Annotated in this window: 25 protein-coding genes; 9 read left to right on the plus strand and 16 right to left on the minus strand. The window is 60.5% G+C overall.

All coding sequences use genetic code 11. From position 1 onward, the window contains the following. From ccmE to ccoN, 12 genes are all read right to left on the minus strand, one after another. On the minus strand, positions 1-445 hold a 445-nt coding region (gene ccmE / locus EEQ99_RS27270), incomplete at its 3' end, for a cytochrome c maturation protein CcmE (RefSeq protein ID WP_127431365.1). After that, positions 442-1,524: a c-type cytochrome biogenesis protein CcmI gene (gene ccmI, locus EEQ99_RS27275; RefSeq protein ID WP_127431366.1), complete on the minus strand. Its 1,083-nt coding sequence runs from the start codon at positions 1,522-1,524 to the stop codon at positions 442-444. The genes ccmE and ccmI, both read right to left, overlap by 4 nt. A 101-nt stretch (positions 1,525-1,625) precedes the next feature. After that, positions 1,626-2,297, minus strand: coding sequence for a Crp/Fnr family transcriptional regulator (locus EEQ99_RS27280; protein ID WP_127431367.1), 672 nt, complete (start codon positions 2,295-2,297; stop codon positions 1,626-1,628). Between the two features lie 33 nt (positions 2,298-2,330). Beyond that, the gene (gene ccoS, locus EEQ99_RS27285) at positions 2,331-2,489 is read right to left on the minus strand and encodes a cbb3-type cytochrome oxidase assembly protein CcoS (protein ID WP_028757950.1); all 159 of its coding nucleotides are present in this window, start codon (positions 2,487-2,489) and stop codon (positions 2,331-2,333) included. After that, the gene (locus EEQ99_RS27290; RefSeq protein ID WP_127431368.1) at positions 2,486-4,768 is read right to left on the minus strand and encodes a cation-translocating P-type ATPase; all 2,283 of its coding nucleotides are present in this window, start codon (positions 4,766-4,768) and stop codon (positions 2,486-2,488) included. Before EEQ99_RS27290 ends, ccoS begins: the two co-directional genes overlap by 4 nt. Next, positions 4,765-5,250: a FixH family protein gene (locus EEQ99_RS27295; protein ID WP_127431369.1), complete on the minus strand. Its 486-nt coding sequence runs from the start codon at positions 5,248-5,250 to the stop codon at positions 4,765-4,767. The genes EEQ99_RS27290 and EEQ99_RS27295 overlap by 4 nt, the downstream gene beginning before the upstream one ends. Continuing rightward, positions 5,247-6,815, minus strand: coding sequence for a cytochrome c oxidase accessory protein CcoG (gene ccoG / locus EEQ99_RS27300; RefSeq protein ID WP_097544497.1), 1,569 nt, complete (start codon positions 6,813-6,815; stop codon positions 5,247-5,249). Before ccoG ends, EEQ99_RS27295 begins: the two co-directional genes overlap by 4 nt. A gap of 174 nt (positions 6,816-6,989) precedes the next feature. Continuing rightward, the gene (locus EEQ99_RS27305) at positions 6,990-7,175 is read right to left on the minus strand and encodes a hypothetical protein (protein ID WP_028757954.1); all 186 of its coding nucleotides are present in this window, start codon (positions 7,173-7,175) and stop codon (positions 6,990-6,992) included. Between the two features lie 11 nt (positions 7,176-7,186). After that, entirely contained in the window at positions 7,187-8,050 is an 864-nt protein-coding gene (gene ccoP / locus EEQ99_RS27310; protein ID WP_028757955.1) for a cytochrome-c oxidase, cbb3-type subunit III, read from the minus strand. 1 nt (position 8,051) lies between these two features. Then, positions 8,052-8,204, minus strand: a complete 153-nt coding sequence (locus tag EEQ99_RS27315) for a CcoQ/FixQ family Cbb3-type cytochrome c oxidase assembly chaperone (RefSeq protein WP_017969139.1) — start codon at positions 8,202-8,204, stop codon at positions 8,052-8,054. A gap of 8 nt (positions 8,205-8,212) precedes the next feature. Next, entirely contained in the window at positions 8,213-8,947 is a 735-nt protein-coding gene (ccoO, locus tag EEQ99_RS27320; RefSeq protein ID WP_028757956.1) for a cytochrome-c oxidase, cbb3-type subunit II, read from the minus strand. 8 nt (positions 8,948-8,955) lie between these two features. After that, positions 8,956-10,578, minus strand: a complete 1,623-nt coding sequence (gene ccoN, locus EEQ99_RS27325) for a cytochrome-c oxidase, cbb3-type subunit I (RefSeq protein ID WP_097544496.1) — start codon at positions 10,576-10,578, stop codon at positions 8,956-8,958. A 228-nt stretch (positions 10,579-10,806) separates the two neighbouring features. Here ccoN and EEQ99_RS27330 point away from each other — a divergent pair, with 228 nt between their 5' ends. The 3 genes from EEQ99_RS27330 (at position 10,807) to EEQ99_RS27340 (ending at position 14,108) form a co-directional block, all read left to right on the plus strand. After that, positions 10,807-11,538, plus strand: a complete 732-nt coding sequence (locus tag EEQ99_RS27330) for a Crp/Fnr family transcriptional regulator (protein ID WP_063473418.1) — start codon at positions 10,807-10,809, stop codon at positions 11,536-11,538. Between the two features lie 27 nt (positions 11,539-11,565). Next, positions 11,566-13,491: a PAS domain S-box protein gene (locus tag EEQ99_RS27335; protein ID WP_063473413.1), complete on the plus strand. Its 1,926-nt coding sequence runs from the start codon at positions 11,566-11,568 to the stop codon at positions 13,489-13,491. A gap of 158 nt (positions 13,492-13,649) precedes the next feature. Next, on the plus strand, positions 13,650-14,108 hold the full coding sequence (locus EEQ99_RS27340; RefSeq protein WP_063473412.1) for a pseudoazurin: 459 nt from the start codon (positions 13,650-13,652) through the stop codon (positions 14,106-14,108). Positions 14,109-14,218: 110 nt separating this feature from the next. On the opposite strand, the gene EEQ99_RS27345 is transcribed toward EEQ99_RS27340, so the two are convergent. Together EEQ99_RS27345 and hemN are read right to left on the minus strand one after the other, a co-directional pair. After that, on the minus strand, positions 14,219-14,710 hold the full coding sequence (locus EEQ99_RS27345; RefSeq protein ID WP_063473411.1) for a hypothetical protein: 492 nt from the start codon (positions 14,708-14,710) through the stop codon (positions 14,219-14,221). 67 nt (positions 14,711-14,777) lie between these two features. Continuing rightward, on the minus strand, positions 14,778-16,130 hold the full coding sequence (hemN, locus tag EEQ99_RS27350) for an oxygen-independent coproporphyrinogen III oxidase (RefSeq protein WP_063473410.1): 1,353 nt from the start codon (positions 16,128-16,130) through the stop codon (positions 14,778-14,780). A 289-nt stretch (positions 16,131-16,419) separates the two neighbouring features. On the opposite strand from hemN, the gene EEQ99_RS27355 reads away from it, so the two are divergent. Continuing rightward, positions 16,420-16,821, plus strand: a complete 402-nt coding sequence (locus EEQ99_RS27355; protein ID WP_244604851.1) for a hypothetical protein — start codon at positions 16,420-16,422, stop codon at positions 16,819-16,821. Between the two features lie 61 nt (positions 16,822-16,882). Here the strand turns inward: EEQ99_RS27355 and EEQ99_RS27360 are convergent, their stop codons facing one another. After that, the gene (locus tag EEQ99_RS27360; RefSeq protein WP_028757963.1) at positions 16,883-17,635 is read right to left on the minus strand and encodes a Crp/Fnr family transcriptional regulator; all 753 of its coding nucleotides are present in this window, start codon (positions 17,633-17,635) and stop codon (positions 16,883-16,885) included. A gap of 127 nt (positions 17,636-17,762) precedes the next feature. On the opposite strand from EEQ99_RS27360, the gene EEQ99_RS27365 reads away from it, so the two are divergent. The 5 genes from EEQ99_RS27365 (at position 17,763) to EEQ99_RS27380 (ending at position 21,925) form a co-directional block, all read left to right on the plus strand. Continuing rightward, positions 17,763-18,488 carry a response regulator gene (locus EEQ99_RS27365; RefSeq protein ID WP_028757964.1) on the plus strand — a complete coding sequence of 242 codons (726 nt, stop codon included), beginning with the start codon at positions 17,763-17,765 and terminating at the stop codon, positions 18,486-18,488. 268 nt (positions 18,489-18,756) lie between these two features. Next, a complete protein-coding gene (gene adhP / locus EEQ99_RS27370) occupies positions 18,757-19,830 on the plus strand; it encodes an alcohol dehydrogenase AdhP (protein WP_097544495.1) in 1,074 nt (357 codons plus the stop codon). Between the two features lie 243 nt (positions 19,831-20,073). Beyond that, on the plus strand, positions 20,074-20,796 hold the full coding sequence (locus EEQ99_RS27375) for a CBS domain-containing protein (RefSeq protein WP_028759093.1): 723 nt from the start codon (positions 20,074-20,076) through the stop codon (positions 20,794-20,796). Positions 20,797-20,811: 15 nt separating this feature from the next. Continuing rightward, the gene (locus EEQ99_RS35405; RefSeq protein ID WP_280178100.1) at positions 20,812-20,937 is read left to right on the plus strand and encodes a hypothetical protein; all 126 of its coding nucleotides are present in this window, start codon (positions 20,812-20,814) and stop codon (positions 20,935-20,937) included. Positions 20,938-20,953: 16 nt separating this feature from the next. After that, a complete protein-coding gene (locus tag EEQ99_RS27380) occupies positions 20,954-21,925 on the plus strand; it encodes an ABC transporter ATP-binding protein (protein WP_028759092.1) in 972 nt (323 codons plus the stop codon). A 101-nt stretch (positions 21,926-22,026) separates the two neighbouring features. Here the strand turns inward: EEQ99_RS27380 and EEQ99_RS27385 are convergent, their stop codons facing one another. After that, positions 22,027-23,517: a succinyl-CoA:acetate CoA-transferase ScpC gene (locus EEQ99_RS27385; protein ID WP_127431370.1), complete on the minus strand. Its 1,491-nt coding sequence runs from the start codon at positions 23,515-23,517 to the stop codon at positions 22,027-22,029. Positions 23,518-23,750: the final 233 nt, after the last annotated feature.

The following is a 23,750-nucleotide window of genomic DNA, read 5'->3' on the forward strand; positions in this document are numbered from 1 at the left end:
GGCCTTGCCCTTCCTTCCACAGCCCCTGGGATTTGAGCCGGTCGGCCACATCCTTCGGCATATAGGTCTCGTCATGCTTGGCCAGCACGGTGTCGGCGACGAAGACATTCGTTCCCGGCGTAAACATGCCTTCGGTGACGACGCCCTGGCCCTCGCGGAAGAGATCGGGAAGGATGCCGGTATATCTCACCTTCACGGCATTGGCGCTGGCGTCGGTGACGGCAAATTCCACGGTCGAGCCGGTGCCGCGCACGACGCTGCCCTCGCCGACCAGGCCGCCGAGGCGGATGCGGGTTTGCGGCGCCACCGGCGTCTTCGCCAGATCGGCCGGCATGTAGAAATAGGCGACCGACTGGCTGAAGGCGAACATCACCAGCAGCACGGCGGCGGCAATGAAGCCCATGCCGCCGGCGATCACCGCCAGGCGCTTCTGCTTGCGCGTCATTGCGCCATTCCTTCCGTTGCTATGCCGAGTTCCCGGGCAAGCGCCAGCAATTGCCGGCCCTGTTCGCCGGCCGGCGGAAAGGCCGCAAGCCCGCGCTTCAGGGCGCCGGCGGCACGATCCCTATCGTTCAATACGGCGTAAGAGCGGACGAGCCTGAGCCAGCCATTCAAGTCGTCCGGGCTTTCGGAAAGCTTTGCGTCCAGGCCCGTCACCATGGCTTCGATCGCCTGACGTCGATCCGCAGTCCCGGCGGCGATCAGCGGAACTCCGCCATTGGCGGCGATGTGCTGATTGACGAGAGGCAGCCACGGCGCGTCCGCTGGCGACAGCCTGGCAAGTGCCGCAAAGGCCATCAGCGCCTCATCGGGACGGCCCGCCTGCTCCATGCCGAGAGCGATGTAGAACAGGGCGCGCGGGTTTTCAGGTTCGAGCTGAACGATCTGTCGCAGGACGTCGACCGTCTCCTTGTTCACCGAACCATGCGCCTCGGCCATCAGGGCTTCGGCAAGGCCACCCAGGCGATGAATGTCCGGGCCCAGCAGACGCAGGGCATTGCGGTAAGCCGACCGCGCGTCGGCGATCCGGCCGGCCCTGAGGTAGATTGGAGCGATCACATCCCATCCGCGGCCATCATCCGGCTGGCTCGCGAGGTGGCGCTCGGTTCTCGCGACCAGTATTGCAATGTCCTGGCCAGGATCCTCCAATCGCGCTTGCAACGGCAGCGACGGCATGTCGGGCGAACCCGCAAGACCATAGAGGCCAATGCTCGCCAAAGGCAGAAACGCGGCGATCGCCAACCTCAGCCACCTGTGCGGATGCGGCAACCTGCGGCATTCTTCTTGCTTCTGCTCGCTTGCCTTAAAAAGGCGCCGCGCTGTTTCAGCCCGCGCGCATTCATACTCGTTGCAGCCGATTTCGTTCGCCAGCAATTCCCTGTCGAGTTCGAGAAGTTGATCCCGATAGACCCGGCCGGCTGCGGCCGCACCATCGTTGAACCGGACACGGCCTGACGCAAGTGGATGAAGAAGAGAGGCGATGATGGCAGTCGTGATGACCGCGAAAACAATCCAAATAACCATAACGTCCAGACGCCCTTTTGCGCTTGAACATACCGAGGCCGGGGGACGGCACATTGATTCCGGTCAACGACGACGAGCTCTTCCATCCCAATTTTTCGGGTTCAGCACGCTTCGCGAAGCAGGTCGACGCTTTCGACCAGGACGACCTTGCCTCTGACTTCGACGCCCGATGCCGCGAGCGTCGCAAACGCTCGCGACAGGGCTTCCGGCGCCAGACCCAATTTGCCGGCCAGGATTCTCTTCCGGTAAGGGAGGCGGAACGCGACCCGCGAGGTGGACGCCGAGGCGGGGCAGCGGCTCATCAGGTAGTTTGCCACACGTTGCGCCGCCGTGAGCAGCCGGTCACCGGCAATACAATCCATCGCGCCGAGCAGATGCCTGACCATGATGCGCATGACGTTCCGGTGAATGACCGGATGTTGGTCAGCAAATGCCTGCAACTCCGCAAGCTCGAACAGCGCGACCTCGGCCCCGTCGGCCGACCACGCGCTATAGGCATAGGAGCCGCCGCCTGAGAGAAGATATTCGCCAAACGTGTCGCCCGGCTCGCACACGCAGATATCAGCCTCGCGCCCGGCGGATTCCGATTTTGAAAGTCGGACAAACCCGTTCGTGACGCAGTAGACGAATGATGCCTGCTGGCCCTCGCTTATGATCTTCTCGTCAGCAGCGAAGGTGCGAACCTCAGCCGTTGCGGTGAATTGCTCCACGGTCGCCGGATCCAAACCAGCGAACAGGTCGGACTGCAGAAGGACTGAATTTTTCGCAAGCATCCATCTTCCTTTCGTGTTTGGACCCGGTTGCGGTTAGGGTTTTCTTCGATCGGTTTCGTCCTCGGCGAGAATTCGCCAGGCGGCCCCTTGAAGATCGTCATACTGGCCGCTCTTCAGCGACCAAAGAAATGCCAGCAGTCCCATTCCTCCCATCAGCAGTGCGATGGGTATGAGATAGATCAACATGTTCATGCGGCCTTGACCTCCGCACTCCGGCCGACCCGCCCCCGAATCTGCATAGCCGGACGCTTGCCGAACGCGTTCAGGCGCAGTGCGTTCATCACGACGATGATCGAAGATGTCGACATTGCCACCGCCGCTATGAGCGGCGTCGCCAATCCAGCGATGGCAATCGGCACCGCCAGGACGTTGTAACCGATGGCGAGAGCGAAGTTCTGCCGGATGAGGTTGGCGGAGCTTCGCGCAATGGCGATCGCTTCCGGCACAGCGTCGAGGCGATCGTTGAAGAAAACGAGGTCGGCGGCCTGTCTGCCGATATCGGAGGCCGTGGCCGGCGCCATCGAGACATGGGCCGCAGCAAGGGCAGGAGCGTCGTTGATCCCGTCGCCAACCATGAGCACGCGACGCCCTTCGCCGTTCAGCCTCTGGCATTCATCGACCTTCCGTTTCGGCGTCAGAGAGCCCAAAGCCCTGCCGATGCCCAGAGCATGCGCCGTATTGTCGACGACGATCTGACGGTCGCCGGACACGATCAGCGTTTCAAGGCCGGCTGCGTCGAGCTGGCCGATGGCCTCGCGAGCGCCCGGACGAAGCGTGTCATCGAAGAAGAAACGGGCAAGATCGACGCCGTTCTGCGACAAGACCACTTCCGAGAACGGACTATCGGCGGTGCGGGGCACGCAGCTGGTTCCGCAGGCAAATGCCGTGTTGCCCAGTCGATAGACGTCAGCGCCTTTCCTGGCTTCCAGTCCCCCGCCGGGGATCTCCGTGACGCTGTCGAAGGACATGGGGGCGGTTTCGGTGCCCCGCAGCAGAGCCTGAGAAAGAGGATGCCGTGAATGCACGGCCAATCCGCGGGCGATTGCTGTGGTCTCTTCCATGGCGTCCATTCTGACAAGGCGCAGCCTGCCCATCGTCAAGGTGCCCGTTTTGTCAAAGGCCACAGTGTCGGTCTCGGCCAGTCTTTCGAGTGCCGAACCGTCCTTCACCATGATGCCCTTGCGGAAAAGCTCCCCCGCGGCGACGACCTGGACCACGGGCACGGCAAGGCCCAATGCGCATGGGCAGGTAATGATCAGGACCGCTACCGCGACCAGCATTGCCTGTTTCCAGTCTCCGCCGAGGAAGCCCCAGGCAAGAAACGAGACCAGCGCCAACAGATGCACGGCCGGCGAATAGAGCGCCGCAGCGCGATCGGCGATCCTGCGGTAGCGAGCTCTTCCGCCCTCGGCTGCTTCCATGAGGCCGATGATCTCCGAAAGAAGCGAATTCTTGGCAATGCGCGTCGCGCGCAGGACGAGCGAGCCGGTCAGGTTCATCGCGCCCGAACTCACCTCGCTGTTACTGGCGACGGCGACGGGGCTGCTCTCGCCGGTGACGATGGAGAGATCCACGTCGCTTTCTCCGCTGACCACTACGCCATCGACGGGAACCCTTTCGCCTGCCGCTATCGAGATTTCATCTCCCACCGCGATCTCTTCTACCGCAATGTAACGTCGGGACCCGTCCGGATTGATCAGCAAGGCCCCGCGCGGCGCCAGCCTTGCAAGTCCGTTGATCGCCGCCCGAGCCTTTTCCCGCATGATATGATCGAGGGTCCTGCCGATCAGCAGGAAGAAGAGCAGCGAAACCGAAGCGTCGAACCATGCATGTTCACCGTGATGGATGGTCTCCCACAGTGAAACGGCATAGGAGAGCGTCACGGCGAGAGAGATCGGAACGTCCATGTTGGTGCGCCCGCGGCGGAGCGCATTCCAGGCCGATTTGAAGAAGAAACGCCCGGCATAAACCAGCGCGGGCGCTGCTATCATCGCCGAGATCCAATGAAACATGTCGCGTGTCGCGGCATCTGCGCCAGACCAGACCGATACCGAAAGCAACATGATGTTGGCGGCCGCAAAGCCGGAAACGCCGATCGCCAGGAGAAGCTGATTGCGGGTTCTGTCGTTTTCGGCGGCCGAGGGGGTAAAGAGATGCGCGCGATATCCGGCCGAGTTGATCGCTGCGAGGATCTCGGACGGATCGGCGGCATGTGTCTCCATCTCCTCCTGGTAGACGCAGGTTACCCTTCGAGCCGTAAGATTGACGCGCGCCGTCTTGACGAAAGGAAGTGTCAGCAACGCCCCTTCTATGGTCGAAATGCAGCCACCGCAGTGAATATCAGGAACGCTCAAGTCCAACTGGCGCAGTCCGCCGCCGAGCGGCTGGCTGGCAAGGCGGACCTCTTCGGCACTGGATGACGTCGTGCTGAGAGCAAGCACGCTTTCCGCGTCCATGGTGCAGCAGGTCATCGGTCCAACTCCTTGGTATCGATGCGTTTGGCCTCATGCATGACGACCAAGCCGTCGTTTCGCGAGATGGCCTCCACGATCCAGTCACCCTCGGCCAGGTTGTGATCTGCTTCGAACCGTCCCTCGGCTGTTTTTCTGAGCGTGAGGTGGAAGTCTTCGTGATCTCCGACGGGTCGCTTGAAATTCAGCACGACCTCGTCGACGGTCGCAGGCGCGCCGCTCTTGTCGTGAATGTCGTAGCGGATCTGATGCCCTCTTATGGAGAGATCGCCCGCGACGCCGGAAGCCGCCATTGCCTTCATCGCCGCCGCTTTGCGGTTGAACTCCTGACTGGCGACATAGGTATTTTCCACGACCAGACCGCTCCAGCTGGAGGAGGCATAGAAGGCCATGGTGACATTCACCGCGATCACCACAGCGAAGAAGGTCGAGGTCGCAACCAGCATGTGCAGGCCTGTAAAACCTTGGGCAGAGGTCTTCATTTGGTGTCTCCCGGTGCATTGAACGCCGCGCGGTAGGTTGCCCGATCGGCGCGATCCGTATCTTCGATCACGAACAGAAATTCACTGATTGCGGCGCCGGTGGGCTTGCGCGTAACGAAGACCTTGAGCGTCGTGGCTGCGTCCGGTTCGGCATGGACGGTAAAGCGGCGAGCGTCTTCCTTGCCGAACTCGGGAATACGCATCGTCGCCCCCTCCAGCCCGACCAGGCTTATGTTCACATCCCGCGGCGTCGGCACCATGTTCAGGATCCGAAGCGTGTAGCCATTCCGCAGTGAGCCGTCGCTTTCCAGAACATATTGGGGGTTTCGGTCGTGAACGACGTTGAGTTCAAGGCGCTCGCGAAAGGCGAGGTGGACGAGCATGGCCACGCCGACCGATGCCCAGGCGACCGCGTAAAAGACGATTCTCGGACGAAAGACGATGCGCCAGTTGAAGTGCCGGATCGCCGGGACGAAGCTTCCATCCTCGTTTCGAACCCTAGACGGCTGGACGGCCGTTCGCCCTTCGTCGGTCGCCAGTGACATGTTGCTCGCGTATTCGCTCAGCGTGGCATAGGCAATCAGGCCGCGAGGCTTTCCGAGTTTGTCCATGACACCGTCGCAGGCGTCGATGCAGAGCGCGCATGTGATGCACTCCATCTGCTGTCCGTCGCGAATGTCGATACCCATCGGGCACACCGCCACGCAGGCATTGCAATCGACGCAATCGCCCACCGGCAAGCCTTTGGCTTGCGCCTTTTTCGCGTGACGCGACCGCTGCTCGCCCCGCCAGTCATGATAGGTGACGACGAGAGAATTCTCGTCGAGCATCGCACCCTGGATGCGTGGCCACGGGCACATATAGGTGCAAACCTGCTCGCGCATGAGGCCGCCGAGCACATAGGTCGTCGCAGTAAGGACGGCGACCGTGGCGTAGGCGGCTGCAGGAGCGCGGCCAGTGAACAGCGAAACAAGCAGGCTCGGCGCGTCGGCAAAATAAAAAATCCACGCTCCGCCCGTGGCGACGCCGATCAGCAGCCAGATCGAATGTTTGACGACACGCTTCCTCAGCTTGGCAAAGCTCATGGGAGCGGCGTCAAGCTTCATTCGCGCGTTTCGATCGCCTTCGATCGCGCGTTCGACGACGAGAAAGAGATCGACCCAGACGGTCTGCGGACAGGCGTAGCCGCACCAGGCGCGGCCGACCGCGGAAGTGACGAGAAACAGGCCGAACCCCGCCATGACGAGGAGACCAGCCACATAATAAAATTCCTGAGGCCAGATTTCGATGAAGAAAAAGAAGAAGCGTCGTGAGGAAAGGTCGATGAGGATTGCCTGGTCAGGCGCGTAAGGACCGCGATCCCAGCGAATCCATGGCGCGAGATAGTAGATGCCGAGCGTGACCAGCATGACGATCCATTTGAATCGACGGAATCGCCCCTCTGCACGCTTGGGAAAAACCTTCTTCCGAGGTGCATAGAGAGGCTGCCGATTGCGACGGGCGTTGACCGGCTCGACGCTGAGCCGTTCGATGCTGTCGGGATCTGGTGCAGTGTAGAGGTTCATGGGACCTATCCGATTTCACCCGACCTTGTCCCATCCGCCGCGCATCCTTTCCTTGATACAGATCAAGACGAAGGTCTTCCCGCCAATGGAAAAGGCCACGCCCTGGAGAGAGGGCGTGGCCTGGAGGAACCGCGGGGAACGAACACCGCTGGGACGTCCTCGACAAGTCTGCAGCTAGCGGCTTGTCTGCTCGTGGTCTTTGAGGCAGGTCAAACTGATGATCGAACTGCCGATCTTTGCCGGATCATCCTGATCGGACGGTGGCGGCAGGGCCTTGGCGCGCGCCGACACACGTGATCGTATCGCTGCGCGCGGCGTGCCGTAGAGATCGAGGATCGGATTGTGGCCGTGAGCCGCCATAGCTCTGCTCCTTACGTTCCGCCGCCAAGCGAATGCACGAAGATCGTCAGTTCCTTGACCGTCGTATCGCCGAGGCGCCCTGCCCAGGCGGGCATGACGCCATGCTTCGGAGAAGCGACCTGGCGGATGATCGCATCCTCGCCGCGGGCCTTCAGCCAGATCGCATCAGCGAGATCCGGCGCGCCCATTTCGGCTTTTCCTTTGGCATCCTCGCCGTGACATGCGGCACAGTTGTCGACGAAGACCTGTTTTCCCGCCTCTGCGAGACCGGGGTCCGACGGTGTATTGGTCAGCCCCCAGACGTAAGCCGCGACCTGCCTTGTCTGGATGGGATCCAGAACATCGACAAAGGGCGGCATCTCGGAAGCATGAGTGTCCGTATCCCCGTCGAAGCGAATCCCATGCGCGATCGTCGTCTGGATGGCATCCAGGTCTCCGCCCCACAGCCAATCGTCGTCGTTGAGGTTCGGAAATCCAGGACCGCCGCTTGCTCCCGAGCCGTGGCATGGCGCACAATTCACCTTGAATGCTGACGCGCCGCCGGCGATTGCGAATTCGCGAAGGGCAGAATCGGAATCGATTTCCTGTACCGTCTTGGCGGCGATCAGATCATGAAATTGCATTTGCGATGCCTTGGCCTGGTCCAGGTTCTGCTGCAGTTCGGCGCGGCTGGAAAAACCGAGCATGCCCTTCGTAGCGTCGGTAATCATCGGGATCGCGGGATATGCGATCGCATAGCCCAACGCCCAGACAATGGTGGCGTAGAAGGTCCACACCCACCAGCGGGGCATCGGATTGTTGAGTTCGCGGATGCCGTCCCATTCATGTCCGGTCGTTTCGACGCCGCTAAATTCATCGATATGTTTTTCCGACATCTCAATCATCCTTCAAGGGAATATCGGCGGCCTCTTTCGCCGTCTGCTTGCTGCCTGGGCGAAGGGTGAACACAACCACGCCGACGAAGAATGCCGCCATTGCCAAAAGGCCCCAGCTGTCGGCGAAGTGTCTCATTGCAGTGTAGGTTTCCATGGATCACCTCACCGGTAGCCGGTCGCATCGTCGTAGGTCGAGAAATCGACCAACGTTCCGAGCATCTGCAGGTAGGCCACTAAGGCATCCATTTCGGTCAGCGCAGCGGGATCGCCGTCGAAATCGCCGGTCTTCGCCTTCGGATAGCGGGCAAGCAGGGCCGTCGTATCTGCGTTCGGATCGGCTTGGGCCTTCATGTCGGCTTCCGCATTCGCCAGCATGTCGTCGTTATAAGGTACGCCCACGTCCTCGTTGGCCTTCAGGTCCATTCCCACGTCCTTGACCGTCACCCGTTGCTCTTTGAGGAAGGCGTAACTCGGCATGATCGACTCCGGCACCACTGCCCGGGGATCGGCGAGATGCTGGACATGCCATTCGTTGGAATAGCGTCCGCCGACGCGGGCCAGATCCGGCCCGGTTCGTTTGGATCCCCATTGGAAAGGATGATCGTACATGGACTCGGCCGCGAGCGAGTAATGGCCGTAGCGTTCCACCTCGTCGCGGAACGGTCTGATCATCTGGCTGTGGCAGAGGTAGCAGCCTTCGCGGATGTAGATGTTTCGTCCGGCCAGCTCGAGCGGCGTATACGGCCGCATGCCTTCCACCTTTTCAATCGTGTTCTGCAGGTAGAACAGCGGTGCGATTTCGACGATGCCGCCGATGCTCACGACGAGCAGCGAGCCGACGAGAAGAAGCGTCGCGTTCTTCTCGAGGATCTTATGTTTATCAAGTATCGATGCCATGTCTCACCTCACTCGGCAGGCTGTGCTTGGGGCACGAAAGTGGTTGGGATCGCAGCTTCGTCACGCACGCGGCCGCGGATCGTCATGAACACGTTCCAGGCCATGACGAGACCACCCGCCAGGTAAAGCGTTCCGCCCACCGCGCGCAGCACGTAGTAGGGGAACATGGCCGCGACCGTCTCCGCGAAGGAATAGACGAGGAAGCCCTGGGAATTGTACTCGCGCCACATCAGCCCCTGCTGGATGCCGGCAACCCAAAGCACGGCGGCGTAGATGACGATTCCGAGGGTTGCGAGCCAGAAGTGCCAGTTGACCATCCGCGGGCTGTAGAGGCGCTCGCGTCCCCATAGCTTCGGCGTCAGATAATAGATCGCGCCGAAGGTGATCATTCCCACCCAGCCGAGCGCGCCGGAATGCACATGACCGATCGTCCATTCTGTGTAATGGCTGAGCGAATTGACTGTCTTCACCGACATCATCGGACCTTCGAAGGTCGACATCCCGTAAAAGGCGATGGCAACGATCATCATGCGGATGATCGGATCGGTGCGGATTTTGTCCCAGGCGCCCGAAAGGGTCATGAGACCGTTGATCATGCCGCCCCAGGAGGGCATCCAGAGCATCACCGAGAAAACCATGCCGAGTGTCTGGGCCCAGTCGGGCAGTGCCGTGTAATGCAGATGATGGGGCCCGGCCCAGATGTACATGAAGATCAGTGCCCAGAAGTGGATGATCGAAAGCCGGTATGAATAGACGGGTCGGTTGGCCTGCTTCGGCACGAAGTAGTACATCATGCCCAGGAAGCCGGCGGTGAGGAAGAAGCCGACGGCGTTGTGGCCGTACCACCATTGGGTCAGCGCGTCCTGTACGCCCGAGAAGGCGGAATAGCTTTTGGAGCCGAGAAACGACGCCGGAACCGCCAGGTTGTTGACCACATGCAGCATCGCGATGGTGACGATGAAGCCGAGATAGAACCAGTTTGCCACGTAGATGTGCGGCTCTTTGCGCTTGAGGATCGTCCCAAGATACACGGCGAGATAGGCGACCCAAACGATGGTCAGCCAGAGGTCGACGTACCATTCGGGTTCGGCATATTCGCGGGCTTGGGTGATTCCGAGGACATATCCGGTCGCAGCCATCACGATAAAAAGCTGGTAACCCCAGAATACGAACCAGGCGAGGTTCCCGCCGAAAAGACGTGCGCGGCAGGTGCGCTGCACGACATAAAACGACGTCATGATGAGGGCGTTGCCACCGAAGGCGAAGATAACCGCCGACGTGTGAACCGGCCGCAGCCTTCCGAAATTGAGATAAGGCGCAATGTTGAGGTCGGGAAAGGCCAGTTGCAGCGCGACGATCACGCCCACCAGGAAGCCGACCACGCCCCAGAACACCGTGGCGATCAAGCCATAACGCACCACTTCGTCGAAATAGCCGGATATGTCGACTTTGCGTTGCTGGCCTGCCGGTGAAAAGTCCACGTTCCTGACCAGCAGCAAAGCGCCGATGACGAGGCAGAGGCAAAGTATGCCCATATGGATCGCAAAGAGATGATCATGGGCGAATGCGGCTCCTAGCAACGCTAGAAACGCCGCGACCGTGATCACCATCGTTTCCGTTGTGTAATTCATGATGTCGTCCCCAGTGCACAGACGACCGCGTCGCGGCCGGCTTTCTCGGCAGGACTGTCACGAAGCTGCGAATTACTCCTTGATCTACATCAACGAGCGGACAGTAAGACCGGCGCGGACCGCCGCAGTTACAAACTGTTACAAACTTTCACCCTTTGGCACCGTCCGCTCATTCCGGTGTGACGCAGGGGCGTTCTAGTACATGTCCTGACAATGGGGGACACGACGATGCTGATGCAGAAAAACCAAGCGTTCGAACATGCCGAAATGACGAACGAAACGATCTATGCCGGTCGATCTTTGTCCGCGCTCTTCCTCTCCTCCGCAATGGAGTCCATCTCCGCCGGGAGAGCCATCTGCTGGGAGGGCGACGAGGCGAAACATCTCTTCCAGGTCGTGGAGGGGGTTGTTCGTCTCTATCGCATCGTCGGGGAGGGCCGCCGTGTGATAACCGCGTTTTGCTTCGCCGGCGACCTGATCGGTGCATCGCTGCAACGCGATTTCCTCTTCACCGCGGAAGCCGTGACCGAATGCCGGATTCGCCGCGTATCCCGGAAAAGCTTCCACGACGAAGTCGCCCGGTCGGATGCTCTTCACACCGCATACATTTCCCTGCTCTGCCAGGAGACGGCTGCCGCACACGAACAGATGGTACTGCTCTCGAAGAAGAATGCAGAAGAGCGCCTGTGCAGTTTCATCGCGAAGCTTGTATCCCGCCGCAATCCCCAGGCGCGGCAGAGCCTGCTGCGCGTCCCCATGAACCGGCAGGACATTGCAGACCATCTCGGTTTGACCATTGAAACCGTGTCTCGCACCCTCACCAAACTTGCATCGCGAAACGTCGTCGCTCCAGAGGGCAGGCATGATTTGCGAATCGTCAATCGCGCCCTTCTTAAGCAGTTGTCCGGCGACGCTGATGATTTTTCGGAGAAATCCTGTCATAGGGTCAGCTTGCACTGACGTAACGAAGCCGCAGGATCGACGTTCATGCCTCACCGCCTCATATCACCGCGAACCGTATCGTCCCAGGAACTGGATGCCATGGTGCACGTGCTGGACGGAGCCGACATCCTGATCCATCGTTTTGAGGGAACTGTCACGCATTGGTCCATTGGCTGCGAGAACATGTATGGCTGGGCAAGAGAGGAAGCGGTCGGGGAGGAGGTGCACGAATTGCTGGCGACGCAGTTCCCCGAACCGGTGGAAAACATCCGCAACCAACTGAAGTCGCGCGGCTTCTGGCAGGGTGAAATCATTCATCGTCACAAGAGCGGGCACGAGATTCATGTTGCCTCTCGTTGCGTGCTGGTCAATTTGCCGGATGGCGATCTTGCCGTCATCCAGACAAACAGCGACGTCAGCGCGTTGAAGCGAGCGCAAGAGGTAGTCAAATCCCGCGAAGCGCATCTGAGCTCGATCCTGGACACCGTGCCGGATGCCATGGTGGTGATCGATGACAAGGGAATGGTGCTTTCGTTCAGCAAGGCTGCCGAGAAGCTGTTTGGAATGTCTTCCGATCAAATTTGCGGCCGCAACGTCAGCAACCTGATGCCGAACCCCTATCGCGATGCCCACGACGGCTACATCGACCACTATATCGATACGGGCGAGAAACGTATCATCGGCTACGGGCGTGTCGTCACCGGTCAGCGGGCCGACGGTTCGCAATTTCCGATGGAACTCCACGTCGGCGAAGCGACGGCAAACGGAGAGCGGATATTCACCGGTTTTATCCGCGATCTCACCAGCCGTTACAAAATCGAGGAAGATCTTCGCCAGTCACAGAAGATGGAAGCTGTCGGGCAGTTGACCGGAGGCATCGCGCACGACTTCAACAACCTCCTCACCGTCATCAGCGGCAATCTCGAAATGATCGAGGACAAACTGCCGCCCGGCAACCTTCGTGAAATCCTGGGAGAGGCTCAGGCCGCGGCGGAGGACGGAGCTGTTCTCACGGCTCAACTGCTCGCTTTCGGTCGCCGACAGCCGTTGAATCCGAAGCACGCCGATCTTGGTCAAGTTGTGAGCGGCTTCTCGGATCTGCTCCGTCGAACGCTCGGCGAAAATATCAGGTTGTCGACCGTCATCGATGGATCTGGCCTGAACGTCCTTGTGGACAGCTCGCAGCTCCAGAATGCCATTCTGAACATCGCTTTGAACGCAAGGGACGCCATGCCCAGGGGCGGCAGTCTGACGACGACGATCTCGCGCGTCTATCTCGATGCCGACTATGCGAAAATGTATCCGGAGCTACGCAGCGGCAATTTCGTGCTGGTCACGATGACGGATACCGGTTCCGGCATGACGGAGGAGGTCAGGAAGCATGCGATTGAGCCATTTTTCACGACAAAGGAAGTCGGCTCGGGCACAGGTCTCGGACTGAGCATGGTCTACGGCTTCGTCAAGCAATCGGGTGGGCATCTGCAGATTTACAGTGAGGTGGGGCGCGGCACGACAGTCCGGATATATCTCCCCGCAACCAATGGCGGGAAGCCTCAAGAGGCGGCACCGGACCATGGCGCGGGTGAGAGCCAACTGCCGCAAGGGGACGAAGTCGTGCTCGTCGTCGAAGATGACGCCCGTGTTCGCCGCGTAGCCGTCGCCAGGCTCGCCTCGATGGGCTATACGGTGCGCGAAGCCGAAAACGGTCACCGCGCGCTCGATCTCCTCAAGGAAAACACTGACGTCGCGCTGCTTTTTACCGACATCGTGATGCCGGGCGGGATGACGGGTGACGAGCTCGCAAGAGAGGTGCGTATTTTACGGCCGGACATTGCCGTGCTCTTCACGTCGGGATATTCCGAACCGGGTCTCGCGGGCAATGATACGGTTCCGGGCGCCCGGTGGCTGCGCAAACCCTATACCGCCAAGGAGCTGGCGTTGAGGATTCGCGAACTTCTCGACGCAAGGTGACATCTGTCGGCGGTGCAGCTCACCCGCTCTTGCGCCTTCGCCCGCGCGGTGCGTGTGGTTTCTCCCGCGTTTGACCCGCATCAAAGAACCGGCGTCCTGCATGTCTTAAAAAACGTCCGCGAGGCCGAACCGGACCTCGGAGAACAGGAGATATGCAAATGCGTTTGAAATTCGGTCTGATCGCTGCAACGGCAGCCTTGATCGCTTCGGCTGCACCGTTGATGGCTGCTGACCACCAGGTTCAGATGCTGAACAAGGGCGCGGACGGCGCGATGGTGTTTGAGCCCGGCTTCCTGAAGATCGCTCCGGGCGATACTGTCACGTTCATTCCCACGGACAAGAGCCACAACGTCGAGACGTTCAAGGGTCTCATTCCCGATGGCGTTCCCGAGTTCAAATCCAGGCCGAGCGAGCAGTATCAGGCGAAGTTCGATATTCCGGGCGCATATGTCCTGAAGTGCACGCCGCATGTGGGCATGGGCATGGTTGCATTGATCCAGGTCGGCGACAACCCGGCCAACCTTGACGCGATCAAGATCGCCAAGGTGCCGAACATGGCGCGCAAGAGGCTGGATGCCGACCTCGCGCAGATCACCCCGGCTCAGATCACCCAGTGATTGACCGACAGGTGCGGGACGGCACGCTTGCGCGCCGTCCCGCACCGTCCCGTTCAGCGCGTGCTGCTTCGCGATTATCGGCACGGCAGCTCGCGGCAGCGTCGCATTGCTCAGGCCGCCTCCGTTTGCGCAGCTGCATCGGGACGCGACGGCGGTTCGTCCTTCATTGCCCGTTGAAGCAACCTGATGATCTCCCGCTCCGACTTGATATGCCGGCGCATCGAACAGCAGAACGAACGCAGCTGATATCCTACGGCTTCCCAGGAGAGCCGGCAGCGCCCCTCGCTCAGGGTTTCCAGCGTGAAGACGAGGTGCTGAGCCGCATCATGATCGAATAGGCGACCGGCTTGCCGGTGTTCCCTCGCATCGGACAGCTCCTCGACCTCCATGATCAGTCCGAGCGCCGACGAGACCAAATGCTCTTCGAGCTGGTGCGTCGTCAGCAACAGCGGGATCAGACCGCGTGAAAGACGGCGGCAGAGGCCTTCATCGATATGGCAAGGCAGAAAGTCGGCAATTGCCTGCAGCACGTCGCACCACGACATAAGCTGCTCATAGCAGCTCTCGAGTTCTCCGAAACTGTCCGGGATTGGGTTCTTCATCCTATTACCTCTGCAGCAACAAGCTGGCGGGCCATGGCAGCGCGCCGAGCAAGGGCTGGTTTCTCGCTCAAGCGGCCTTGCTGTGCGTGCGCCCATGCGAACTGAAATAGGCGTCGAATGCCGCGGCAACGGCGCGGACCATGAACCGTGCGTCTTGAGACACGACAATCCGATCTCCGCAAATCGCCGCGACGCCATCGGCGACAAGCTCACTGAGCCGATCGTTTCGGTCGATGAGGAATTCGATGTCAAAACCCGACTCTTTGCTCAATCCTGCGAGATCGACTTCGAAATCACACATAAGCCGTTCGATTATTTTGGCCCGGAGCTTATCTTCCTCGGTGAGAAGATATCCCTTGGCTGTCGGCAGGATGCCGGAAGCAACCCGCTCCTGATATAGCCCCAATGGCACATGGTTCTGGACATAGCCGATCGGCAGCCGCCCGATCGCCGAAGCACCGAGGCCGATCAGCGTATCGCAGTCATCCGTCGTGTAACCTTGGAAATTCCTTCTCATCGTGCCGTTGCGCGCAGCGATCGCGAGTTGATCGTCCGGCAGCGCAAAATGATCGAGCCCGATGCGCGCATATCCGGCCTTCGCAAGCTCTTCCGCGATGGCTTCGGCCTGCTCGTTTCGCTGTTTTGCATCCGGAAGCGACGCTTCATCTATGAGGCGCTGGTGCTTCTTGAAGGTCGGTATGTGCGCATAACCGAAAACGGCGAAACGCTCCGGACGCAGCTGCGCGGCCAGTCTGACGGTGTCGATGCAGGATTGCACGGTCTGGTTCGGAAGGCCGTAGATCAAATCGAAGTTGATACTGGAGATGCCCACGGAGCGTAGCCCGCTGACCGCAATCTCCGTCTGTTCGAAGGATTGTGTTCGGTTGATCGCGGCTTGCACGATCGGGTCGAAGCTCTGAACGCCGAGGCTTGCGCGATCGACACCGCTTTCACCGAGCGCCTCGATCATTGGAGCAGCCAATGTGCGTGGATCGATTTCAACCGCGATGCTCGCATCTGCCTCAAACCGGAAGGCGCTCCGCAGCTTGGCCATGATTGCGGCAAACTCCTGCGGCTTCATAATCGTGGGGGTGCCGCCACCGAAATGAACGTTCTTGACGGGGACGTCGTTTCCGGCCGCGAAGGATACAAGCTCGATCTCCTGGCTCATGACATCCAGGTATTCGCGAACCGGACCATCCTGCCGGGTGATGCTCGTGTGACAACCGCAGTACCAGCACATCGAGCGGCAGAATGGGACGTGGAGATAGACGGAGACGGGTCCGGCTTTTGCGATGTTGGCGAGTCCCCTCGCATATTCATCCGGCCCCACCGTGGCTGAAAAGGCTGGCGCCGTTGGATAGCTCGTGTAGCGCGGGAACCGCGCGTCGCCATACTTGGCGACCAGACAGTCGGACATTGTCGCATCCTTTGACAAAACAGAATGGTTTATGACGTCAAAGCGCGCGATCTTCCTTGTTCTAGGTCAATGTTGGCGTCCACTGGTGAAATCGTCGTCCATCTCAGCTCGACGTCAAAGTCGGCCCGCTGATCCAGCCGCTCGCGGGCGAAGCGTTCCGACACACGCCGTCATGCCCCCAAGTTCCATGAGTTGCCGCACGGCAAATGATGTGGAGTTGACCGAGGTCAAAGTGTCTTTGTGCTGATCTCGTACCTTGAGAGGGAGCACCACTGGCCGGCAGCAGTTCATGCAACGCAGGCTCCTGCTCAACGGAGATGCCGGCTCAAAGGAGATGAAAGTGCCGCACGATGTCGTCACAGCAAGCCTGAATGCACGAGATAAGTCTGGGCGCATCGATGTGCGTTTCGGCGCAGACATGAAAACCGTCATTGTCTCCAGGCGCGCGCTGCTCTCCGTAGCCTCGCCACCTCGCGCAACCGAAGTCCGTTTCCTTCAATATGTCGACGCGTTCTGCGAAATCGCGGCGAGCGGCCTCGGTTCAAAGGAGGCCGGCGGTGACGTGGTCATGATCACTGCAAATGATGTCCGCAGATGGCGTCGCGCGTGGCAATCGTCCGAAATGGCGGGGATACGAACCGCACATCGCTCGATGCCGCCGGACGCAGCGTCGTCAAAGCGCGTCGCATAAATTTGCGCCGCGCCGCTCGGCATTCCGGAAGTTTCATTCCGGCACTTTCGTCATTTCAGGATCATTGGCGTTGCCTTCCAGCGTAGGCGAGCAAGCCGCGTTCGTCGCCATCATATTCGTCATCGTCGCCGGAGAGTTGCACCAGCATTCCATATTTCACGATGCGAACGCAATGACGGCCGGCCGATACCAGGATCCCCTTGTTCGCCAGCTTCGTCATCATTCGCGATACGGTTTCGATCGTCAGGCCGAGATAGTCGGCAATGTCGAGCCGGGTCATCGGCAGCTCGACAATGGCATTGGACCGGCTATGGCCCGGGTCACGATGAAGCTGCTTCAGCAGGAAGCTGCAGACCCGCTCCTCGGCGTTCTTGCAGGACAGCAGCACCATCTGGTTCTGGGCGGCGGCCATCTCGTCGCGAAGGCGGGCAAAGACCTCTGGCCGCAGCGCCGGCGAGTTGCCGACTTCGGCCTCGAAAGCCTTGCGCGAGAGGCGGCGGACCCTGGTGTCGGTGATGGCTTCGGCGCTGTAGAGATAGTGGTTCTTCAAAGACACGCCGACGATGTCGCCAGCTTGCAGAAAGCCGGTGATGACCCGGCGGCCATCGGAGATGATCCTGAAGATGCGCAGGTTTCCTTCCACCACTTCGAAGAGGTGTTTGGCGGCGTCGCCCTCGAAGAACAGCGATTCCCCGGCTGCCAGACGTTCGACCGGCTGCTTGTTGAAAAGCGCCTGCAGGCAGCTCTGTTCGGAGCCGAGAAGCACCGCATTGGCGATTTCCAGCGCGTGATGAAAATTGGTTGTCTGCAGCATGACCGTTCCCTCTGTGCTGTCGATGAGGACAACTAACCCGACGCTGGTGACACGCTGATGCCACGCGTGTTAAAGACGGTGCCATTGGGTAACAGTCTGTAACAAGCAGCGGCTTGACGGATGGGCGATGGCAACACTTCAGCATGACGCGCATCTTCTCGTCGTTGACGACGATCCGCGCATTCGTCAGATGCTGACGCGCTATTTCGAGGGCGAGGGTTACACCGTCTCTTCCGCTTCTGACGGCATCGAGATGCGGGTACGCCTGCGTCAGCAGAGTTTCGATGCCATCCTGCTTGACCTTGTCCTTCCCGGCGGCACGGACGGGCTTGATCTTGCCCGCGAAATTCGCGCCCAATCCGATGTTCCGATCATGATGCTGACGGGCCGCGACGACGTCGTCGACCGGATCGTCGGTCTGGAAGTCGGCGCCGACGATTACATCGCCAAACCCTTCCATCTCAGAGAAGTCCACGCACGGTTGAAGTCGATCCTGCGCCGCCGGCAATCTTCGGCACGCAATGCCGAGCCGGTCAGCGAGGAGATCATCGGTTTCGAGGATTGGAAGCTCAATCTCAGCCGCCGGCAGCTTCTCGATCCCGACGGCGCGGAGATCGAGTTGACGACCGGCGAATTCGACATGCTGGCAACCTTCGTGCGGCATGCCGGCCGGGTGCTAACCCGTGACGTGCTGATGGATCTGACCCGGGGCCGAAACCTCGAAGCCTTCGACCGGACGATCGATGCCCAGATCGTCCGGCTGCGCCGCAAGATCGAAACAGATCCGAAGAGACCGCAATTCATCAAGGCCGTACGCGGCGTCGGTTACGTCTTTACTGCCAGGCTGGATTGACGAGTTCAGGACATGGTGACGCTTGCGGCGGCCACTTCCGTCGTCGTCCGCCGATGGTTTCGTGAAGCAGTTGCATCGTCAGATGTTTTTGCGCACGGGATAGGATGACTCCGGCCCGCACTCCTCGACATATCGCAAGAGACGAGATCAGGCCGGCGTGCGTAATGTGCCATGAACGTCGTCAAGAACCGCTTTGCGATGAATCAATGCGCCGCCGGGCGCCGCCTTCATCATCCCCGCCGAACAAACATCGCGAAGGGATAAGATCATGACGAACAAACTGATGAAGGCCGCAGTGGTGCGCGAATTCGGCAAACCGCTCGCAATCGAATGCGTGCCGGTGCCTGTGCCCGGGCCGGGCGAAATTCTGGTGAAGGTCGTCGCATGCGGCGTCTGCCATACCGATCTGCACGCAGCCGAAGGTGACTGGCCTGTCAAGCCGACGCCGCCCTTCGTTCCAGGCCATGAGGCAGCGGGCATCGTGACCGCCCTCGGTCCCGGTGTCACTGATTTCAAGGAAGGCGATGCGGTCGGCGTCGCCTGGTTGCACGATGCCTGCCTTCGCTGCGAATATTGCGAAACCGGCTGGGAAACGCTCTGCGAACACCAACACAATACCGGCTACAGCTGCAACGGCGGCTTTGCCGAATATGTCATCGCCTCCGCCGCCTTCGCCGCCCGCCTTCCCAAAAATGTCGACTTCGCCGAGATTGCGCCGATCCTCTGCGCCGGCGTCACGACGTATAAGGGCTTGAAGGAAACCGAGGCGCGCCCAGGTGAGTGGGTGGCGATATCGGGGATCGGCGGGCTGGGCCACGTCGCGATCCAATATGCCAAGGCGATGGGCCTCAAGGTGGTCGCGCTCGACGTCGCCGCCGCCAAGCTCGACCTTGCCCGCCAGGTAGGCGCCGATCTCGCACTCAATGCGCTTTCCGAAGACACGATCGAGAAAGTGCTGAAGGTGACGAGCGGCGGAGCGCATGGCGTGCTTGTCACCGCCGTCTCGCCGCCCGCCTTCTCGCAGGCCCTCAGTATGGTACGCCGCAAAGGCACCATTAGTCTTGTCGGCCTGCCGCCGGGCAATTTCCCGACACCGATCTTCGACGTGGTGCTGAAGCGCATCACCGTGCGTGGTTCGATCGTCGGGACACGCCGCGACCTCGATGAAGCGCTCGCCTTCGCCGCAGAAGGTCGCGTCCGGGCCGAGATCGCCACCGCGCCGCTCGATGACATCAACGACATCTTTGACGGGCTGAAGGCGGGAACGATCGAGGGGCGCATGGTGCTCGACATCGCCGGACAGGCGAGCGCAGTCGCAACTCAGGGGCAGTCCGCGGCATAGCCGGCCGCTGCGCAGCGTTCCCGCCGGCCGAAGCGGCGGGGACACAGGCGGCGCGTGGCCCAATACCCTGTTCATCTGCCCGCGCCGTTTTCCTTGCCTTTTTGATTTTGACGCTGATCAAAGCATTTCGCTTTCATCGCAGTTACCTTCGTTCCACTGGTTTCGTCGGCAAATGCCGACGCGTTCGAAAGCTTCAGAGCGCCACCAGCATGATCCCAAACCTGTCTTTGTCAGGAGTTGAAAATGCTCGTTCAAGCCATCATGACCTCACCGCCGATCACCGTAACGGCATCCTGTTCCGTTGCCGACGCCGCGAAGTTAATGCTCGACAACAGGATCAGCGGCCTGCCGGTCGTTGATGCGAACGGAGCGCTCGTCGGCATCGTCAGCGAAGGCGATTTCCTGCGCCGCAGTGAACTGAACACGGAACGCAAGCGTTCCTGGCTGCTCGAATGGCTGACCAGCCCGGGCAAGATCGCCGACGAATATGTCCGCGCGCACGGGCGACGGGTCGAGGAAGTGATGACCGCCCCGGTCTCCGCGATCGCGCCAACCGCCTCGATCTCCGACGCCGTCAGGCTGATGGAGCGTCAGGATATCAAGCGCCTGCCTGTCGTCGCCAATGGCAGGCTCGTCGGCATCGTTGCCCGCTCCGACCTGCTGCGCGCACTCTCGCAAGCCCTGCCGGCCGCCGCCGTTTCCGCAAACGATGCGCAGATCCAGGCGGCGATCGACGCCGAGCTTGCCCGGCAGAGCTGGAGCCGTAACGGCTTCATCCATTGCCGGGTCACGAACGGCGTTGCCGAACTGAACGGCACCATCTTCGACGAACGCGAACGTCTCGCCGCGAAAGTCGCGGTCGAGAATGTCCCGGGCGTGACGTCGATCAAGGACCAGCTCGTCTGGGTCGATCCCTATTACGGCGTCGCAATCCCGCCGCCGGAGAGCGAGGCCAGACAGGCCTGAATTCGAGGGAAGATCATGGAACACCCGGCTCCCAACGTTCGCATGGCCCAACTGCTGGCCACCTCGATGCTCGCAACGTCGGCACCGTCCGTACTTCTCGTTGCCGACATGGAAAAACTCGTCGTCTCATCGGAAGGGTGAGGGGTCAGGACGTCAAATGCCGAAAAACCTGTTCGGTTTCGTGCTCCTCATGGGTCGCCATCATCAGATCGCGATCGCCGCCCTTTCGATCCTCCTCTTCCTCGCCGGTACGGCGCCGCTTGAGGTGCAAAGGCGCATCATCAACGCGGCCACTGGGGGCGCTTCCTACCAGGCCATCCTGATTCTTGTTTTCGCTTACCTCGGCCTCGCCCTGCTGGAAGGTCTGACAAAGCTGGCGCTGAACCTCTATCGCGGATGGATCGGCGAGGTCGCGATCCGCTGGCTTCGCATGGGCGTGCTCGCCGCATCCGAGTGCTCTCGCGAATCTCCCGTCGATGCGCTCGCCGAAGGTGTCCAGCTTTCGATCGTCCTGGCCGAGGCGGAACCCGTCGGTGGCTTCGTCGGCACCAGCGTTTCGGAGCCCCTCCTGCAGGCCGGCATCCTGATTGCGGTTGGCGGTTACATGATCTACCTGCAGCCGCTGATGGCGCTTGCCGTCGCCGTCGTCTTCTTGCCGCAGATCGGCTTCGTGCCGCTGATGCAAATGGCGATCAACCGCCGGGTCGAGACCAAGATCACGGTGATGCGACACGTCAGCGAGGGCATGGTTCGGCACGTCGTCACCAGCGATGCTCTCGATGCCCAGAGCGGCCGGGTGCAGCGGCTCTTCTCGACCAATATGAGCATCTACCGGATCAAGTTCACCATGAATTTTCTGATGAATCTGATGACGCAGGTCGGCTATGTCGGCATCTTCGCACTCGGCGGCTATTATGTCGTCACCGGCAAGACCGAGATAGGAACCGTCGTCGCGTTCATCTCCGGTCTGGCCAAGATCACTGATCCCTGGGGAGAACTGGTTGACTGGTATCGCGATCTCAAAGTCACTCAGGTCAAATACGCCCTGATCCGCGATGCGAGCGATGCCGCCACCACTTTGCGGGGCGAAGGCGTTTCCAGGGACGAAGTGCCGGCGCTGACGCGCTAAAGGCTTGAATCGCGGACAAGGTTGTCTGTTCGGGTGTCCGCCGCCTTCCCGATCTCGTTTCTACGAGTGTCACGGAATTTCTGAGGATGCCTTACGGCCACCTACGACAACATCCGTCCCGTTCGGCGCAGCTTATCGTGCCATCCCAAGGCTTCTTCGATCAGATGCGGCGTGTGCCCGCCGCGCAGCAGCGCCCGCCGATGATAATCCGCGAGTAGCTCGCGGTAGCTTGGGTGCACACAATTGGCAATAATGACTTTGGCGCGTTCCCGCGGCGCCAGTCCGCGAAGATCGGCAAGACCGATTTCGGTAACGAGGATGTCGACATCATGCTCGGTATGATCGACATGGCTGACCATCGGCACGACGCGTGAGATCGCCCCGTCCTTGGCAAGCGACTTTGTCACGAAGATCGACATATAGGCGTTACGGGCGAAATCGCCGGAGCCGCCTATACCGTTCATCATGTGTGTGCCGCCGATATGGGTCGAGTTGACGTTGCCGTAGATGTCCAATTCCAATGCCGTGTTGATCGCGATGATACCGAGCCGGCGGATGACTTCGGGATGGTTGCTGATCTCCTGCGGCCGCAGCACCAGCCGCTGCTTGTAATGCCCGATCTCGGAAAGCACGCTGCGATGCCTTTGCGCCGAGAGCGTCATGGAAGATCCGGAAGCAAAGGCGAGCTTGCCGGCATCGATCAGATCGAAGGTCGAATCCTGCAGCACCTCGGAATAGAGGGTGAGATCGTGGAAGGGCGTCGCGGTGAAGCCATAAAGCACCGCATTGGCGATCGTTCCGATGCCTGCCTGCAGCGGCTGCAGCCTTTCCGTCAACCGGCCACGCCGCACCTCGTGCGACAGGAATTCTGTCAGATGGCCAGCGATCGCGTTGGTCTGCGCATCCGGCGGCTCCACTGTAGAGGCACTGTCGCTGCTTTGCGTGACGACGATTGCCGCAATTTTTTCCGCAGGGATAGGAATGAACGGTACGCCGATGCGGCAGTCGGGCGCCACGATCGGGATTGCCTCGCGGCTCGGCCGCTTGGTCGGAATGTAGACGTCGTGGAGTCCCTCGAGAGCTTCCGGCTGAGAGAGGTTGATCTCGACGATCACTTTCGGGGCGAGAATCGCGAAACTCGCCGAATTTCCGACGGAGGTGGTCGGAACGATGCCGCCATCTTCTGTAATCGCGGTTGCTTCGACGACGGCGACGTCGACTGGCGGGACTTGTCCGCTGCGCAGGGACTCGACGGTCTCGGAAAGATGCTGGTCGATGAACATCACCTCGCCGGCATTGATCGCCTCGCGCATGACTGGGTCCGATTGGAAAGGCATGCGCCGCGCGACGGCATGCGCCTCGACGAGGGTTCGATCGAGATTGTGGCCAAGCGAGGCGCCAGTCATCAGCGTAATCCTTAGCGGATCGCGCCTTGCCCTTTCCGCCAGCGCCAGCGGCACGGCCTTGGCCTCGCCGGCCTGCGTAAAGCCGCTCATGCCGACGGTCATCCCATTGGTAATCAGGAGCGCCGCTTCCTCGGCACCGACAATACGATCCCAGAGCTTCGCGCTGCGGAGACGGTTTCTGAACATAGCGAGCGATCCTCAATGCGACATTGGAACGGGGAGGTTGATGTCCCTGACGGCGTCTCGGCCGTCATGTCATTCTGGCGGCGTAGCGGCCTTGCACATTGACACGGCTCAAAAACCTGACGGGGATCGTGCGGGGGACATGGCGATACCTTCGCCGGCGTCACAAAACTCTTGGAATTCGCTTTATTGACCCGGATCAACGACGTCCCGGCTATTGCGGCCTATCGCTGTTC

Source organism: Rhizobium anhuiense (genome assembly GCF_003985145.1).
Lineage (GTDB): Bacteria > Pseudomonadota > Alphaproteobacteria > Rhizobiales > Rhizobiaceae > Rhizobium > Rhizobium anhuiense.